The sequence below is a fragment of the Sinomonas albida genome, from assembly GCF_004919045.1.
Lineage (GTDB): Bacteria > Actinomycetota > Actinomycetes > Actinomycetales > Micrococcaceae > Sinomonas > Sinomonas albida.
On sequence record NZ_SWDW01000005.1, the window covers coordinates 23962 to 39020 of the forward strand.

The following is a 15059-nucleotide window of genomic DNA, read 5'->3' on the forward strand; positions in this document are numbered from 1 at the left end:
GCCGCGGGCTGGCCCTTGACGGAAACCCAACGCCCCGCCGTCGTTCTTTGATGAGTCCTTTGCGCGGCACCCGCGCCGCCGCGGCATCGCTTCTCGGCCCCTTCCCCGCCGGGGCGCCGCTACGTACGCTCGGGGACACAAGGAGGTGATCCGCCATGAACGCAGTGCAGGGCGATCGGATCGTCATCCGAGGCCGCACCGTGGAGTCCCACGATCGGCACGGTGAGATCGTCGAGGTTCGCGGGGACAACGGCGAGCCGCCCTATCTGGTCCGGTTCGACGACGGCCACGAGTCCGTGGTGTTCCCGGGAGGCGATTTCGTCGTGGAGAAGGCGAGCACCTGACGGTGCGCGCGCTCGCCGACCTCATGGAGGTCCTCCGCCGGCCCGGCCCGTGGTGCACCGTCCACGCTGAGGTGAGCACAGGGTCCGTCACGACGCTCGGCCGGGCCGACAAGCTCGGCCAGGTGATAGCGCGCGCGCTCGCCCGCGCTGGGGCCTCCGAGCCGGACGCTCGGGCGGCGGAGTCCGTCGATTGGACAGCCGAAGGCGCGGCGAGCCCTGCGTCGCGCTTCGTGCTCATCCACGGCGGCGAGGTGGCCGTCAACGAGGTCCTTCCGGGGGCACCGACTCAGCCGTTCGTGGAGGTGGGTCCCATTCCCGATCTGCTGCCCTTGGCGGCGGTGCGCGGTTCGGATGTGGACTACCTCGTGGTCGAGGCGGAGCGCGCCGACGCGTCGATCAGCCGGCACCGCGCCTCCGCTGCGCGTTCGGCTGTGCGGCACGAAGTCCACGGGATCACGGAGAACATCACGAAGGTGCCGCTCGGCGGCTATTCACAGGGGAAGTACCAGCACCGCACCGAGGAGATCTGGCGCCGGAACGGTGCCGACGTCGCGGCTGAGGTCAATCGCCTCGTGGACGAGGGCGGCGTCCAGCTCGTGGTGCTCGCGGGCGACGAACGTGCCCGCTCCAAGGTGCGGGGAGCACTGAGCGAGCGCGCGCTGAGGCTCGCGCAGGTCATCGACATGAATTCGCTTGCGCCGGGCGGGGGGCGGGCGCGCTTCGAGGAAGAGGTGAGCGCCGTCGTCGCCGGTGTCGCGGCGCGCCGCCAGCGCGAGACCCTCGAGCGGCTTGTCGCGGGGCTCGGCAGCCAGGCGGCGCGCGACTGGGCTGAGACTTTGCGCGCGCTGCGAGAGGGGCGCGTCGACACGTTGCTCCTGTGCCCAGCCGCGGCGGAGGGGCGTCGGCTCGTGGCCCTCGGGAGCGAGCCATGGGCCGCCGAGACGGAGGACGGCGCTCTCGGCGCGCCCGTTCTCGGACTCGCGAGTAGCGCCGCGACCCTCCTGCGGGCCGCAGTGCTCACGCGGGCGGAGACCGTGCTGTACCCGGCGGGGATGCTCGACGGCGGCGACGTCGCCGCCGCTCTTCTGCGCTGGTAGTTCGCGGGCTCGCTGCTGCCGCGCGTGGCGGCGCATGGCCGCTCGCGCTTGGCGTGGCGCTCGTGCGGGTAGTTTGGCGGAAAGGGCAACGATCGAAGGGGAGAACTGTGCAGTACACACGCCTTGGAAACACCGGTCTCGAGGTCTCGCGCCTCGCCGTCGGCTGCATGAGCTTCGGCGACCCGCAGCGCGGCAACCACCCCTGGAGCCTCCCGGAGGAGGAGAGCCGCCCGCTCATCAAGCAGGCCGTCGAAGCCGGTATCAACTTCTTCGACACCGCGAATGTCTATTCGGACGGCAGCAGTGAGGAGATTGTGGGCCGAGCGCTCAAGGACTTCGCGGACCGCGACTGGACGGTGCTTGCGACGAAGGTCCACGGCCGCATGCACGAGGGGCCGAACGGCGGGGGCCTCTCGCGCAAGGCGATCATGAGCGAGATCGACGCGAGCCTCCGCCGCCTGGGAACGGACTACGTGGACCTCTACCAGATCCACCGCTGGGACCCGCACACGCCGATCGAGGAGACGCTCGAGGCGCTGCACGACGTCGTCAAGGCGGGCAAGGCGCGCTACCTCGGCGCCTCCTCGATGTGGGCGTGGCAGTTCTCGAAGGCGCAGCACCTCGCGCGCGCCAACGGCTGGACGCCGTTCGTGTCGATGCAGGACCACTACAACCTCTTGAATCGCGAAGAAGAGCGCGAGATGTATCCCCTCTGCGCGGATGAGGGCGTGGGCGTCATCCCGTGGAGCCCGCTTGCCCGCGGTCGCCTCACGCGGGAGTGGGGGACGACGACGGCGCGCACCGAGTCCGACGAGTTCGGCCGGCGGCTCTACCACGAGAGCGACGAGGCGATTGTGGACGCCGTGGGTCGGGTTGCCGAGCGCCGCGGGGTCCCGCGCGCCCAGGTCGCGCTCGCGTGGGTCCTGAGCAATCCCGTGGTGACGGCGCCGATCGTGGGGGCCACGAAGGCCGCTCACCTCGAGGACGCCGTGGCTGCTCTCGAGGTCACGCTCGACGACGCCGAGCTCGCCGAGCTTGCGGAGCCCTACACCCCGCGGGAGCCGGCCGGGTTCTGAGGTCCGCGGTGGCTCGCGAATGGTTTGAGATGACTAATTTGTAAACATCGTGACACATCTGAATTTTCCCCTTTCAAAGGCTGGTTAAGTCCGGATAGGTTGAGCCTGCCTCACCTGTCCGCCGCTGCTGTGCGGCGGACTTTAGCCATCGCTTGAAGAATGGGGACCAAGCTATGTTGAAGAAGGCATTCGCCATCCTGACCGTGGTCGTAGTGGGCCTATTGGCGGTCCAGCCCGCCTCCGCGAGCGCCGCGGGACCTCTGCCAGCTGCCGGATCCGCGCCAGCCGCGCGCCACGGGCAGGGCGACGACCACGGGCAGGGCGACGACCACGGGCAGGGCGACGACCAGGGCCAGAACGGGAACGATCAGGGCCAAGACGAGGGCAACGGGCACGGCTACGTGCCCAGCGGAAGCATCACGATCACGGGGCTGCCGATTCCCGGCGGCACCATCACCATCATTTTCGCGCCGGGTTCGTTCCGGCCGGGCGAGCACGTGACCGTCGTTGTCGGCGGTCGCGTCGTGGGGTTCAGCGGCCACCGGGTGACCCTCGGCGCCGTGAAGGCTGACGTGCCCGCCACCGCTGGCCTCGACAAGCCGGCGGCAGCGGACGGCTCCCTCAAGGTCACCATGACGCTTCCGGAAGGAGCCGCAGGCACCCAGACCGTCACCGCAACCGGGGCCGCGTCGGGCACTGTGGGCACGGCCGCGACCACCGTGGTGCCTCAGGATGCCGCCCAGAACCTCGCACCGCTGAGTCCCGCGTCCACGGTCACTACCGTGCCGTTGTACTTGCTCTGGGCAGGGGTTGGCGCACTCGTCCTCGGACTCGCCGCGGTGGCCGTTCTGGGCACGGCGCGGAGGCGGAAGCCGACGCTCTGAGGCGGCCGTCTAGCTGAACTGTTCTGACCCGCGGATTCCGACCGGGAATGACGGGCCTTAGGCCGTGTCGCGCCACGACGCGCCGAATCTTGGCGCGGCGCCGCGGCCGTTCCCGGTCGGAATCCTGAGCATCCGAGCCACTTCGGACACGAAGGCCTCGGGCCGGTGCACGACGTCGGCATAGCCGTAGCGAAAGACCGGATATCCGCGCAGCTGAGCTGCCCTGTCCCGGCGCCGGTCCTTGTCGCGCTGCACACGCTCCTCGTGGCTCTTCCCGTCGAGTTCGAGGATGAGCCATCCTTCGACCAGCTGATCGACCCACCCGACTCCCTCGATCTCCACCTGAGTCTCGACGTGAAAGCCAGCCCGCCGGAGGTGCGTCCTCGCGAGGGTCTCGACGGGAGAATCTGAACCGCTCTCCACGAGATCCAGGACGGCTCGAGCGGGCCCGTTGCGATTTCCGGGCAGGCGCTCGCGGATGAAGTCGGTGGAGAGGCCCCGCTGCAGGGCGGACTCGGCAATGAGGAGTGCCTCCAGCTCCGGGAGGCATCGGAGCGCGTGCAGCACGACGTCCGCCAGACCGACGACCGGCGCGTAGGGATCCGGCGGCACCCAGGTGTCGCGGTGGACGATCGCGTCCGGCGCTGTTGCTCCGGTTCGCCGCATGAGGTGGAATCGACCCGGGATTTCGCCCGGCTGCGCGAGCGTCCACAGTCCGTAGAAGCTTGCCGCGGATGCGCAAGTCAGGAGGGAGCGCGTGCGACGGGCCGCGACGAACACGGGGTCGGCCTCCGGGAGCGCGTAGAGCCCCTTGCGCACTCGGAGCAGCTCCCCGCGGACGACGGCGCCCAGCACCTCACGCTCGGAGACGCCCCTTTGGAGGAGGTCCCGCAGGCGGCAGACTCCGTGGAACAACTTCATGACGTGGCCAAGCCGGCTTGGATCCCCCATGGGGCCATCCTCCGGCCCAGCTCCTCGGCTGGGCAGCCAGCGGCACCCGTATGTGGACGAACGCGGTGCGGCGTTTCGTCTTGGGGCCTAGAGATTCCGACCGGGATTGGGGCCTGGCTCGGGCTGCTGTGGTCAGATTCCGACCGGGATTGGGGCCTGGCTCGGGCTGCCGTGGTCAGATTCCGACCGGGATTGTCGTGGCTCAAGCCGCGTCCAGCTGCGACACGCCGTGTTCTGGCGTCGGGTCTCGGGCAATCTCGGTCGGAATCTCGAGGGGCTTCGCGGGCACGGCTGGGTTGGCCGGGTGAAGCTGGTCGGAATCTCGGGCGTCACGACCACCTGCCGAGGGTTGGCCGGGTGAAGCTGGCCGGAATCTCGGGGTGGCCGGGTGAAGCTGGTCGGAATCTCGGGGTGGCCGGGCAATACTGGTCGGAATCTCGAGGGGGTTAGCAGCCCTCGGGGCCGCAGACCTCGCCGTTGAGCCCCTCGTCCGCCGCGAGCGCGCCGCCACTGCCTGCGCCGCCATTGGCCGCCGCGCCGCCGGTCACAACGCCATCGGCCGGGGCACCGACCATCACCAACGGGTTCGACTCCCGCCATGCCGTGTCGAGAGCCTCGGCGAACAGCTCCGAGGGCTGGGCGCCGGAGACGCCGTACTTGTTGTCGAACACGAAGAACGGCACGCCCTGGATGCCGAGCATCTGGGCGTGGCGGATGTCGGAGTGGACGGCGTCCCGGTAGGTCCCGGCGTCGAGCGCTTCGTTGATCCGCGCCTCGGGGAGCCCGGCCGCGACGCCCACCTCGACCAGCACGTCCCGGCTGCCGATGTCGAGCCCGCGCTCGAAGTGCGCCGAGAGCAGCGCCTCCTTGACGGCGTCGGCCGTGCTGGGGGTGACCGCGGTGGCCGCATCGGCGGCGTCCGGCATACTGCCCGCGACGCTGTCGTGGCCGGCGCCGGCGCCTGCGCCTGCGCGCTCCGCGTCCACGGCCTTCGCGAGGTGAAGCAGCTCGTGGCCGGCGAAGGAATTGGCGACGACGACCTTGGCGAAGTCGTAGTCGAGTCCTTCGGCGGCGGCCACCTGGGCGACGTGGCCGAACATCTGCTCGACGCGCTCGTGCAGCATGCCCTTGCGTTGGCTCAGATACTCGAGCTCGGTCCCGTCGTAGTGCTCGGGGAGGCTCGGATCGAGCTGGAAGCTGTGCCACGTGACCGTGATCTGGTCCTTGTGCGGGAACGCCGCGAGGGCTTTTTCGAAGCGGCGCTTTCCGATAAAGCACCAAGGGCAGGCGATGTCGGACCAGATGTCAACGTTCAAGGAATGAGGCACAGAACGTTCAAGGCCGCACCGCTGGGGGATATTCCCAGAGCATGAGTCTGTTGCTCCGGCCGTCTGGGGGACAGACTGACACCGTGACTTTCGAACTCACGGAGGACCAGCGGGCCCTCGTCGACACCGTCCACGATTTCGCCGTCGAGAAGCTCGCGCCGCACGCGCTCGAGTGGGACGCCCAGAAGCACTTCCCGGTCGATGTCCTGCGGGAGGCCGGCGAGTTGGGGCTCGGCGGCATCTACGTGGGGGAGGAGCATGGGGGCGCGGGGCTCCTGCGGGCGGATGCGGTCCTCATCTTCGAGGAGCTCGCGCGGGCCGATCCGACGATTGCCGCCTACATCTCGATCCACAACATGATCGTGTGGATGGTCGACCAGTTCGGCACCGACGCCCAGCGGGCCGAGTGGATCCCGCAGCTCGTGTCGATGGAGTCCTTGGGCAGCTACTGCCTCACGGAGCCGGGGGCGGGGTCAGACGCGGCTGCACTCACGTCGAAGGCCATCCGAGATGGCGACGAGTACGTGCTCAACGGCGTCAAGCAGTTCATCTCGGGGGCCGGGACGTCGGCCCTCTACATCGTCATGGCGCGCACGGGGGACACCGGCCACCGCGGCATCACGGCGTTCCTCGTGCCTGCGGGCACCCCCGGCCTCTCCTTCGGGCTCAACGAGAAGAAGATGGGCTGGAACGCACAGCCCACGAGCCAAGTCGTCTTCAAGAACGTCCGGGTCCCCGCGGCAAACCGCCTGGGCGACGAGGGGGCCGGGTTCGGCATCGCGATGAAGGGACTCAACGGCGGTCGCGTCAACATGGGCGCGTGCTCGCTCGGCGGCGGCCAGGCCGCGCTCGAGAAGACCGTCGAGTACCTCAAGTCGCGCACGGCGTTCGGCGGACGCCTCGCAGACAAGGAGGCGCTCATGTTCGAGCTCGCCGACATGGAGATGAAGCTCGAGGCCGCGCGGAGCCTCCTCATGCGCGCCGCCGACGCCCTGGACCGCAACGACCGCGACGCCGTCCGGCTCTGCGCGATGGCCAAGCGCGTGGCCACGGACGCGGGGTTCGAGGTGGCGAACCAGGCGATCCAGCTTCACGGCGGCTACGGCTATCTGCACGAGTATGGGGTCGAGAAGATCGCGCGCGATCTCCGCGTCCACCAGATCCTCGAGGGCACGAATGAGATCATGCGGCTCATCGTGGGACGCATGCTCGTCGATGGTTAGGACGGAGCAACGGGCGACGGCGGGGTGGCCCGCCGAGCGCGGCAGCCGCACCGGCCGCCGGAGGAGGCGCCCGTCCGGAGACGCACCCGTCCAGAGACGCCCCGTCCGGAGACGAACGCTGAGGGGCCGGACCGCGCAGCACCACTACGCGGTCCGACCCCTCAACTCTGTTCCCGATCGCCGGCCCCCGGATTTCGGGGTGCGTGTTGCGATTCCGCTGCCGGCGTCGGGAAGCCTTGTGGTTCCGCCGGTTCCGGCGGTTCCGCCGGTTGGGCGAGCGTGGCGGAGCCAGCGTTCAGGCCGCCGACATCGCCCGCTCGGCCTCGGGCAGCCCGGCCTCGTACTCGTCCTCCTTGCCGGCGGTCTCGCACAGGTAGCGTGCGTAGGCCGGGAGCGTCAGGAACGTCGGGAACTCGGGGGCGAGCGCGACCTCCTCGAAGATCTCGTGAGCGTCCCGGAAGCGGTCGCCGTCGAAGCGCTCGAGCTTGGCGAACTCCTCCTCGAACAGCTCCTTGACCCATTCGCGCGTGACGATCTCGCCCTCATCCGTGATCGCGTGCGAGTAGATCCACTGCCAGATCTGGGAGCGCGAGATCTCCGCGGTGGCGGCGTCCTCCATGAGGTTGTGGATCGCGACGGCGCCGGAGCCCCGGAGCCAGGCCTCGATGTACCGGACGCCCACCTCGATGTTGTTGCGGATGCCGGCCTCGGTGATCGTCCCAGAGCACGAGGCCACGTCGATGAGAGCGCGGTCGTCCGGGATCACGTCGTCGCGGAGGCGGTCGAGCTGGTTCGGCCGGTCCCCGAGGACCGAGTCGAACACCTCACGCGCCACCGGAACGAGGTCGGGGTGGGCCACCCATGAGCCGTCGAAGCCGTCGTTGGCCTCGCGCGCCTTGTCCGCCCTGACCTTCTCGAACGCGATCGCATTGGCCTCCGGGTCCTTCCGGTTCGGCACGAACGCGGCCATGCCGCCGATCGCCATGGCGCCGCGGCGATGGCACGCCCGCACGAGCTGCTCGGTGTAGGCACGCATGAACGGCTGCGTCATGGTGACCTGGGCGCGATCCGGGAGCACGAAGCGCGGACCGCGGGTCCGGAAGTTCTTGATCACCGAGAAGATGTAGTCCCACCGGCCCGCGTTGAGCCCGGCCGCATGCTCGCGGAGCTCGTACAGGATCTCCTCCATCTCGAACGCCGCCGTGATCGTCTCGATGAGCACGGTCGCCCGGATGGTGCCCTGCGGGATGCCCAACAGGTCCTGCGCGAGCACGAAGACGTCGTTCCACAGGCGCGCCTCGAGCCGGTTCTCGATCTTCGGCAGGTAGAAATACGGCCCCTTGCCCTGCGCGATGAGGCGCTGGGCGTTGTGGTAGAAGAACAGGCCGAAGTCCACGATCCCGCCCGCGACCGGCTTGCCGTCGACGAGCATGTTCTTCTCAGGCAGGTGCCACGCGCGCGGCCGCACCACGATCGTGGGCCGTTCCTCGGCCGGGCGGAGCCGGTACTCCTTTCCTTCGGGGGAGACGAAGTCGATGCGGTCTGTGAGCGCGTCGATGAGGTTGATCTGCCCCTGGACCACGTTGCGCCACGATGGCGTGAGCGAGTCCTCGAGGTCCGCGAGCCAGACCTTCGCGCCCGAGTTGAGCGCGTTGATGGTCATCTTGCGCTCCGCCGGGCCCGTGATCTCGACGCGACGATCCTCGAGCCCGGGGGCGGGAGGGGCGACGCGCCACGTCGGGTCGTCGCGGATCTCCGCCGTCTCGGGCAGGAAGTGCGGGTCCTGGCCCTTGCGGATCGCCGCGCGGCGCTCATGCCGTGCCTCGAGCAGTTCCTGACGCCGCTCGGCGGTGGCGCGGTGGAGCTTGGCCACGAACTCGAGCGCGCCCGAGGTCATGACCTCGTGCTGGCGGGCGAGCGGCTGCGCGGTCAGGGTGATGCCGTTGAGGGTGATGCTGTCGGTGAAGCTGTTCATCGCAGGTCTCCTGGAATGCGTGAAGTACGACGGCGGGTGCGCGCGTCGGCGTCAGCCGCGCCTCCCGCCGTGCTCGCCCGAGGCGAGCGCGGCGGTGGCGAGGCGGGCAGCGGACTGCGGGCCGCCGTCGTCCGTTCGATCAGTGCTGTCGAACTGCTAGTGGAATTGGCCCTCTTCGGTGGATCCCACCAGGGCAAGGGTGCTGGCGTTCGGGTTCAGCGCCGTGGAGACCAGGTCGAAGTAGCCGGTGCCCACTTCGCGCTGGTGCTTGGTCGCGGTGTAGCCGCGGTCCTCGGAGGCGAATTCGCGCTCCTGGAGTTCGACGTAGGCGCTCATGCCGTTGCGGGCGTAGCCGTGGGCGAGGTCGAACATCGAGTAGTTGAGGGCGTGGAAGCCCGCGAGGGTGATGAACTGGAACTTGAAGCCCATCGCGCCGAGTTCGCGCTGGAACTTGGCGATCGTGGCGTCGTCGAGGTGCTTCCTCCAGTTGAACGAGGGCGAGCAGTTGTAGGCCAGCATCTGGTCCGGGAAATCCGCCCGGACCGCCTCGGCGAACTTCCGCGCCAGCGCGAGGTCCGGGGTGCCGGTCTCCATCCAGATCAGGTCGGAGTACGGCGCGTAGGCCTTGGCGCGGGCGATGCACGGCTCGACACCGTTGCGCACCTTGTAGAAGCCCTCCGGCGTGCGCACGGGCTTGCCGTCCTCACGAAGGATGAATTCCTGGTCGCGCTCGTCCACGTCCGAGGTGATGAGCGTGGCCGCCTCGGCGTCCGTGCGGGCAATGATGACGCTCGGCACGCCGGCGACGTCGGCGGCGAGCCGGGCGGCGTTGAGCGTTCGGATGTGCTGCTGCGTCGGGATGAGCACCTTGCCGCCGAGGTGGCCGCACTTCTTCTCGCTCGCGAGCTGGTCCTCCCAGTGCACGCCCGCGGCGCCCGACTGGATCATGGACTTCATGAGCTCGTACGCGTTCAGCGGGCCGCCGAAGCCGGCCTCCGCGTCCGCGACGATCGGCACGAGCCAGTCCTCGACGGTCTGCTTGCCCTCGGAGAACTCGATCTGGTCCGCGCGGAGCAGCGCGTTGTTGATGCGGCGCACGACGGCGGGCACCGAGTTCGCGGGGTACAGGGACTGGTCGGGGTAGGTGTGGCCCGAGAGGTTCGCGTCCGCGGCGACCTGCCAGCCCGAGAGGTAGATCGCCTTGAGCCCGGCCTTGACCTGCTGCACGGCCTGGTTGCCAGTGAGGGCACCGAGGGCATTGATGTAGCCTGTGCCGTCGGCGCGGCCCTCGGTCACGGCCTTCCACAGCTTCTCCGCGCCGCGGCGGGCCAGCGTGTGCTCCTCGGAGACGCGGCCCCGGAGCCTGACGACGTCGCTCGCGGTGTAGTCGCGTGTGACGCCGTCCCATCGCGGGTTCGCGGCCCACTCAAGCGTGAGGGCCTCTGCCTGCTGCTGGGGGGTCTGGGGCTGCTCGGGCTGCGCGGTCATCGTTGTCTCCTTCGACGGTCCGCCGGCAGCTACGCCGGCTGGAATTCTTCGTGACAACAACTTTTCCGGGGTCTGCAACCGCTCGAATAGAGAAAAGTGCTGGAAAGAAATGCAGATCTTCACGTATTCTCAAGAAATGTCGCCCACGACCCCCGACTCAGCCGCTCAGGCCTCCTGGAGCCGCCCGACGCCGTCGTCCGCATCCCAGTCAGCCGCCACCCAGTGGAAGGATGTCGACGTCATCAGCCTCGGCCGCCGCGTGCGCCACCTGCGCAAGTCGGCGGGCCTCACGCTCGATGAGCTCGGAGCCGCCGTCGGCGCGGCGGCGAGCCAGTTGAGCCTCATCGAGAACGGGAAGCGTGAGCCCAAGCTCGGGCTCCTCCAACAGCTTGCGGGCGCTCTCGGCGTCGGCGTCGACGCGCTGCTCGGCGCGGAGCCGCCGAGCAGGCGCGCTGCCCTCGAGATCGAGCTCGAGCGGTATCAGCGCAGCCCGCTCTACGAATCCCTCAATCTGCCGAAGATCCGCATCAGCTCGAGGACCCCGCTCGACGTTCTGGAGGCGCAGCTCGGGCTGCTGCGCGAGCTCGAACGAAAGCTCAACGAGCAGGTCGCGACGCCGGAGGAGGCCCGCCGCGCGAACGGCGAGCTGCGACGCATGATGCGCGAGCGCGGCAACTACTTCCCGGAATACGAGGCCGAGGCGCAGAAGGTGCTCACGGCCGTCGGCTACGCGGGCGGACCGCTCAGCCAGCACCTCATCTCCGACATCGCCCGGCACCTCGGCTTCACCCTCCAGCACGTGGGCGACCTTCCGCACTCGACGCGCTCCGTGACCGATCTGAAGAACCGCCGGATTTATCTCACGCACAACCAGCGCTCCGACCACGACCCCCGCTCCGTTCTGCTCCAGGCGCTCGGCCACTACGTCCTCGGGCACGAGACGCCCAGCAGCTACGGCGACTTCCTCGCGCAGCGTGTCGCAACGAACTACTTCGCCGCCGCGCTGCTCCTTCCTGAGCACACGACCGTCGAGTTCCTGCAGCAGGCCAAGGCACGCAAGGAGATCTCCGTCGAGGATCTGCGTGATGCGTTTGCCGTGAGCTATGAGACCGCCGCGCACCGCTTCACGAACCTCGCGACGCGTCATCTCGGCATCACGACCCACTTCCAGAAGACCCACCAGAGCGGCATCATCTACAAGGCCTACGAGAACGACGGCGTCAACTTCCCCATGGACCACACCGGCGCCATCGAGGGACAGCCCGCGTGCAAGGCGTGGACGAGTCGCGCGGTCTTCGACGTCCCGGACAAGTTCAGCTCGTACAGCCAGTACACCGACACGGTCAACGGCACGTTCTGGTGCACAGCGCGGACCGAGCGCAGCTCGGGCGGCGAGTTCTCTCTGAGCGTGGGCGTTCCGTACCAGCACGTGAAATGGTTCCGCGGGCGGGAGACGACGGCGCGGGCGACCTCTCGCTGCCCTGACCCCGCGTGCTGCCGCCGCCCGCCGGCCGAGCTGAGCGACCACTGGGCAGGCAGCGCGTGGCCCTCCGCCCGCGCGCATTCCCACCTGCTCGCAGCCATGCCCCCGGGCGCCTTCCCCGGCGTCGACGAGACCGAGGTCTATGCCTTCCTCGAGGCCCACTCGGGCGCCTGATAGAAGCGTCGCCGCGCCCCGCGCCCCGCCCCCCCGCCCCCCGCCCTGCCCCGTCCTGTTTCCGTTGTGGGGTCTCTGGCGGCCGGTTGCGGGGTCTCTGGCGGCCGGTTGCGGGGTCTCTGGCAGCCGGTTGCGGGGTCTCTGGCGGGGCGTTGTGGGGTCTTCGTCCGAACATTGACCCCGCAACGCGAGGGACGGGACCCCGCAACGGTTGGGACGGGACCCCACAACTATTGGGACGGGACCCCGCAACGGGTGGGACGGGACCCCGCAACGGGTGGGACAGGACCCCGCAACGGTTGGGGCGTGACCAATATGACCGAAACCTCGCCTGAGGCTGTCGCACGAACTATCGTGGCCCGCGGCCGGGGCGCAGTGGGGCGCCCGGGCGGAAAGGTCTCGAACGCATCATGACCACTGCACTCAGCAGCACGCCGGCCTCGGCAACCCGGCGCGCCATCGCGAACACGCTCAAGGGCTCGGCCGGGAACCTTATCGAGTGGTACGACCTCTACGTCTACTCGGCGTTCTCCTCATACTTTGCGACGTACTTCTTCAATGGCAAGGACCCCGTTCAGGCGCAGATCGACGCCTACCTGACCTTCGCGCTCACGTTCCTTATGCGCCCCGTAGGCAGCTGGTACTTCGGCCGGTTCGCGGACCGGCGGGGTCGCCGGGCGGCGCTCACGGTGAGCGTGAGCCTCATGGGCGTGGGCTCGCTGCTCGTCGCGATCCTTCCGGGCATCGCACAGATCGGGGTCTGGTCGACCGTGCTCATGTACGCGTCGCGGCTCCTCCAGGGCTTTTCCGTGGGCGGCGAGTACGGCACGAGCGCCACCTACATGAGCGAGGTCGCCACGGCAAAGCGCCGGGGCTTCTTCTCGAGCTTCCAGTATGTGACGCTCGTGGGAGGCCAGGTGCTGGCGCTGCTCTCGCTCGTCATCCTGCAGTCGGTCCTCCCTGAGGGTGATCTCAAGGCGTGGGGCTGGCGCATCCCGTTCGCGCTGGGCGCCGTCGCCGCGCTCGTGGTGCTCTGGCTGCGCCGCACGATGGACGAGACGATTCCGAAAGAGCAGATCCGCGCCGCCGAGGCGCCCGACGCCGTCGTCCGGCCGGGCGCCGAGCCAGGCACGCTCAAGCTCCTGTTCACGGAGCATTGGCGACCGTTCGTCGTCGTCGTCCTTCTGACCATGGGCGGGACGTGCGCGTTCTACCTCTTCACGACGTACATCCTGAGCTTCATGAACAACGTCTCGCACCTCTCGAAGACGCAGACGTCGGTGATCAACTTCTGGGCACTGTTCGTCTTCATGCTCCTGCAGCCGGTCTTCGGCCTGCTCTCGGACAAGATCGGCCGGCGCCCGCAGCTCATCATCTTCGGCGTCCTCGGCACCCTGTTCACGTGGCCCATCATGGCCACGCTCGCGGGCGTCAAGGACCCGATGATCGCGTTCTGGCTCATGCTCGCCGGCCTCGTCATCGTGGTGAACTACACGTCCATCAGCGCACTCGTGAAGGCGGAGCTCTTCCCGTCCTCGATCCGTGCCCTCGGCGTGGGCCTCGGGTACGCCGTCGCGAACTCGCTCTTCGGCGGGACCGTGCCGTTCATCGGCGAGTGGCTCTCGAGCTCCGGCCACAAGGAATGGCTCTTTGCCTACGTGACGATCACGATCGCCATCTCCCTCGTCGTGTACATCTTCTTCCTCCCACGCGCGAAGAAGGCGACCCCGCTCGACGAGGAGTTCGGCCATGCGTTCGACTACACGCGCGCTCCGTAATACCGGCCGAGGGTGTGGGCCTTGAACTCCCAGAACGTGCCGTCCTCGATGGCCTTCCTCGCGTCGTCGACCATCCGCACCACGAAGCGCTCGTTGTGGATCGAGATGAGCGTGTGGGAGAGGAGCTCCTTCGCCTTGTAGAGGTGGCGGATGTACGCGCGCGAGTAGTTCTGGCACGTATAGCAGTCGCAGCCGTCCTGAAGGGGGCCCCAGTCGCGCCGATACTTGGCTCCGGAGAGATTGAGCCGCCCCTCGGCGGTGTAGAACGCCGAGTTGCGGGCGACGCGCGTGGGGGAGACGCAGTCGAACGTGTCGGCCCCGGCCTCGATCGAGACAAAGATGTCGTCCGGCTCGGAGATGCCGAGCAGATGCCTTGGCTTGTTCTCGGGTAGTTCCTCCGAGCACCAACCCACGATCGTGCCGAGGTTCTCCTTCTCGAGTGCACCGCCGATGCCGAAGCCGTCGAACGGCATGGCCCCGAGGTCCCGGCACGCCTTGCGTCGGAGGTCCTCGTACTGGGCGCCCTGGATCACACCGAAGAGGGCCTGGTACGGCTTGCCCTCGCGCGCGTCCGTGAGCCGGAAGTGCTCCGCGACGCAGCGCTCGGCCCAGCGCCGGGTCCGCTCGAGCGATTCCTCCTGGTAGCCGCGCGAGTTCTGCAGGGTGGTCAGCTCGTCGAACGCGAACATGATGTCCGCGCCGATCTGGTGCTGGACGTTCATCGAGATCTCGGGAGAGAAGCGGTGGCGGTCCCCGTTGAGGTGGCTCGTGAACCACACGCCGTCCTCGTCCACATGGGCGAGACGCTCCTTCCCGGGGGCCACGGCGTCGTCGGCCCCGGGGGGAGCGCTCGAGGCGACGCTCATCTCAATGACCTTCTTGAAGCCCGAGCCGAGGCTCATGACCTGGAACCCACCCGAATCGGTGAACGTCGGCCCGCTCCAGTTCATGAACCGGCCCAGCCCGCCGGCTTCGTCGAGAATCTCGGGTCCCGGCTGGAGGTAGAGGTGGTACGCGTTCGCCAGGACGGCCTGCGCCCCGAGATCGCGGACGGACTCGGGCAGCACCGCCTTGACCGTGGCCTTCGTGCCGACCGCGATGAACGCCGGCGTCTGGATCTCGCCGTGGGGGGTCGAGATGGTGCCTGTCCGGCCTAGGCCGACGTCCCCGCTGGAACCGTTTCCTGGGCTGCCCGTGAGGCGCGTGTTGACACGGAAGGAGAACTCGGACTGGCGAGGATGGTCGGAAGGCACCATCC

12 protein-coding genes are annotated in these 15059 nt (G+C 68.7%); 7 read left to right on the forward strand and 5 right to left on the reverse strand.

Annotated features, from left to right (window positions below):
• Positions 1 to 155 precede the first annotated feature (155 nt).
• The 4 genes from E6A26_RS06070 (at position 156) to E6A26_RS06085 (ending at position 3401) form a co-directional block, all read left to right on the forward strand.
• On the forward strand, positions 156 to 344 hold the full coding sequence (locus tag E6A26_RS06070) for a DUF1918 domain-containing protein (protein WP_136610308.1): 189 nt from the start codon (positions 156 to 158) through the stop codon (positions 342 to 344).
• Positions 345 to 346: 2 nt separating this feature from the next.
• Positions 347 to 1441, forward strand: coding sequence for a baeRF2 domain-containing protein (locus E6A26_RS06075; RefSeq protein WP_136610309.1), 1095 nt, complete (start codon positions 347 to 349; stop codon positions 1439 to 1441).
• A gap of 107 nt (positions 1442 to 1548) precedes the next feature.
• The gene (locus E6A26_RS06080) at positions 1549 to 2517 is read left to right on the forward strand and encodes an aldo/keto reductase (RefSeq protein ID WP_136610310.1); all 969 of its coding nucleotides are present in this window, start codon (positions 1549 to 1551) and stop codon (positions 2515 to 2517) included.
• 173 nt (positions 2518 to 2690) lie between these two features.
• On the forward strand, positions 2691 to 3401 hold the full coding sequence (locus E6A26_RS06085) for a hypothetical protein (protein ID WP_136610311.1): 711 nt from the start codon (positions 2691 to 2693) through the stop codon (positions 3399 to 3401).
• Positions 3402 to 3458: 57 nt separating this feature from the next.
• Here the strand turns inward: E6A26_RS06085 and E6A26_RS06090 are convergent, their stop codons facing one another.
• On the reverse strand, positions 3459 to 4352 hold the full coding sequence (locus E6A26_RS06090) for a type IV toxin-antitoxin system AbiEi family antitoxin domain-containing protein (RefSeq protein WP_136610312.1): 894 nt from the start codon (positions 4350 to 4352) through the stop codon (positions 3459 to 3461).
• A gap of 446 nt (positions 4353 to 4798) precedes the next feature.
• The gene (locus E6A26_RS06095) at positions 4799 to 5668 is read right to left on the reverse strand and encodes a DsbA family oxidoreductase (protein WP_136610313.1); all 870 of its coding nucleotides are present in this window, start codon (positions 5666 to 5668) and stop codon (positions 4799 to 4801) included.
• A 53-nt stretch (positions 5669 to 5721) separates the two neighbouring features.
• Here E6A26_RS06095 and E6A26_RS06100 point away from each other — a divergent pair, with 53 nt between their 5' ends.
• Positions 5722 to 6903 carry an acyl-CoA dehydrogenase family protein gene (locus tag E6A26_RS06100; protein WP_136610314.1) on the forward strand — a complete coding sequence of 394 codons (1182 nt, stop codon included), beginning with the start codon at positions 5722 to 5724 and terminating at the stop codon, positions 6901 to 6903.
• A gap of 295 nt (positions 6904 to 7198) precedes the next feature.
• Here E6A26_RS06100 and aceB read toward each other — a convergent pair whose 3' ends face one another.
• On the reverse strand, positions 7199 to 8878 hold the full coding sequence (aceB, locus tag E6A26_RS06105; RefSeq protein ID WP_136610315.1) for a malate synthase A: 1680 nt from the start codon (positions 8876 to 8878) through the stop codon (positions 7199 to 7201).
• 156 nt (positions 8879 to 9034) lie between these two features.
• Entirely contained in the window at positions 9035 to 10366 is a 1332-nt protein-coding gene (aceA, locus tag E6A26_RS06110) for an isocitrate lyase (RefSeq protein ID WP_136610316.1), read from the reverse strand.
• A 109-nt stretch (positions 10367 to 10475) separates the two neighbouring features.
• Here aceA and E6A26_RS06115 point away from each other — a divergent pair, with 109 nt between their 5' ends.
• Positions 10476 to 12023, forward strand: coding sequence for a helix-turn-helix transcriptional regulator (locus E6A26_RS06115; protein WP_136610317.1), 1548 nt, complete (start codon positions 10476 to 10478; stop codon positions 12021 to 12023).
• Positions 12024 to 12433: 410 nt separating this feature from the next.
• Positions 12434 to 13801 (forward strand): MFS transporter, encoded by a 1368-nt coding sequence (locus tag E6A26_RS06120; protein ID WP_136610318.1) that lies wholly within the window; start codon positions 12434 to 12436, stop codon positions 13799 to 13801.
• Here the strand turns inward: E6A26_RS06120 and tgt are convergent.
• On the reverse strand, positions 13783 to 15054 hold the full coding sequence (gene tgt, locus E6A26_RS06125) for a tRNA guanosine(34) transglycosylase Tgt (RefSeq protein ID WP_234865121.1): 1272 nt from the start codon (positions 15052 to 15054) through the stop codon (positions 13783 to 13785). The genes E6A26_RS06120 and tgt overlap by 19 nt on opposite strands.
• Between the last annotated feature and the right edge of the window lie 5 nt (positions 15055 to 15059).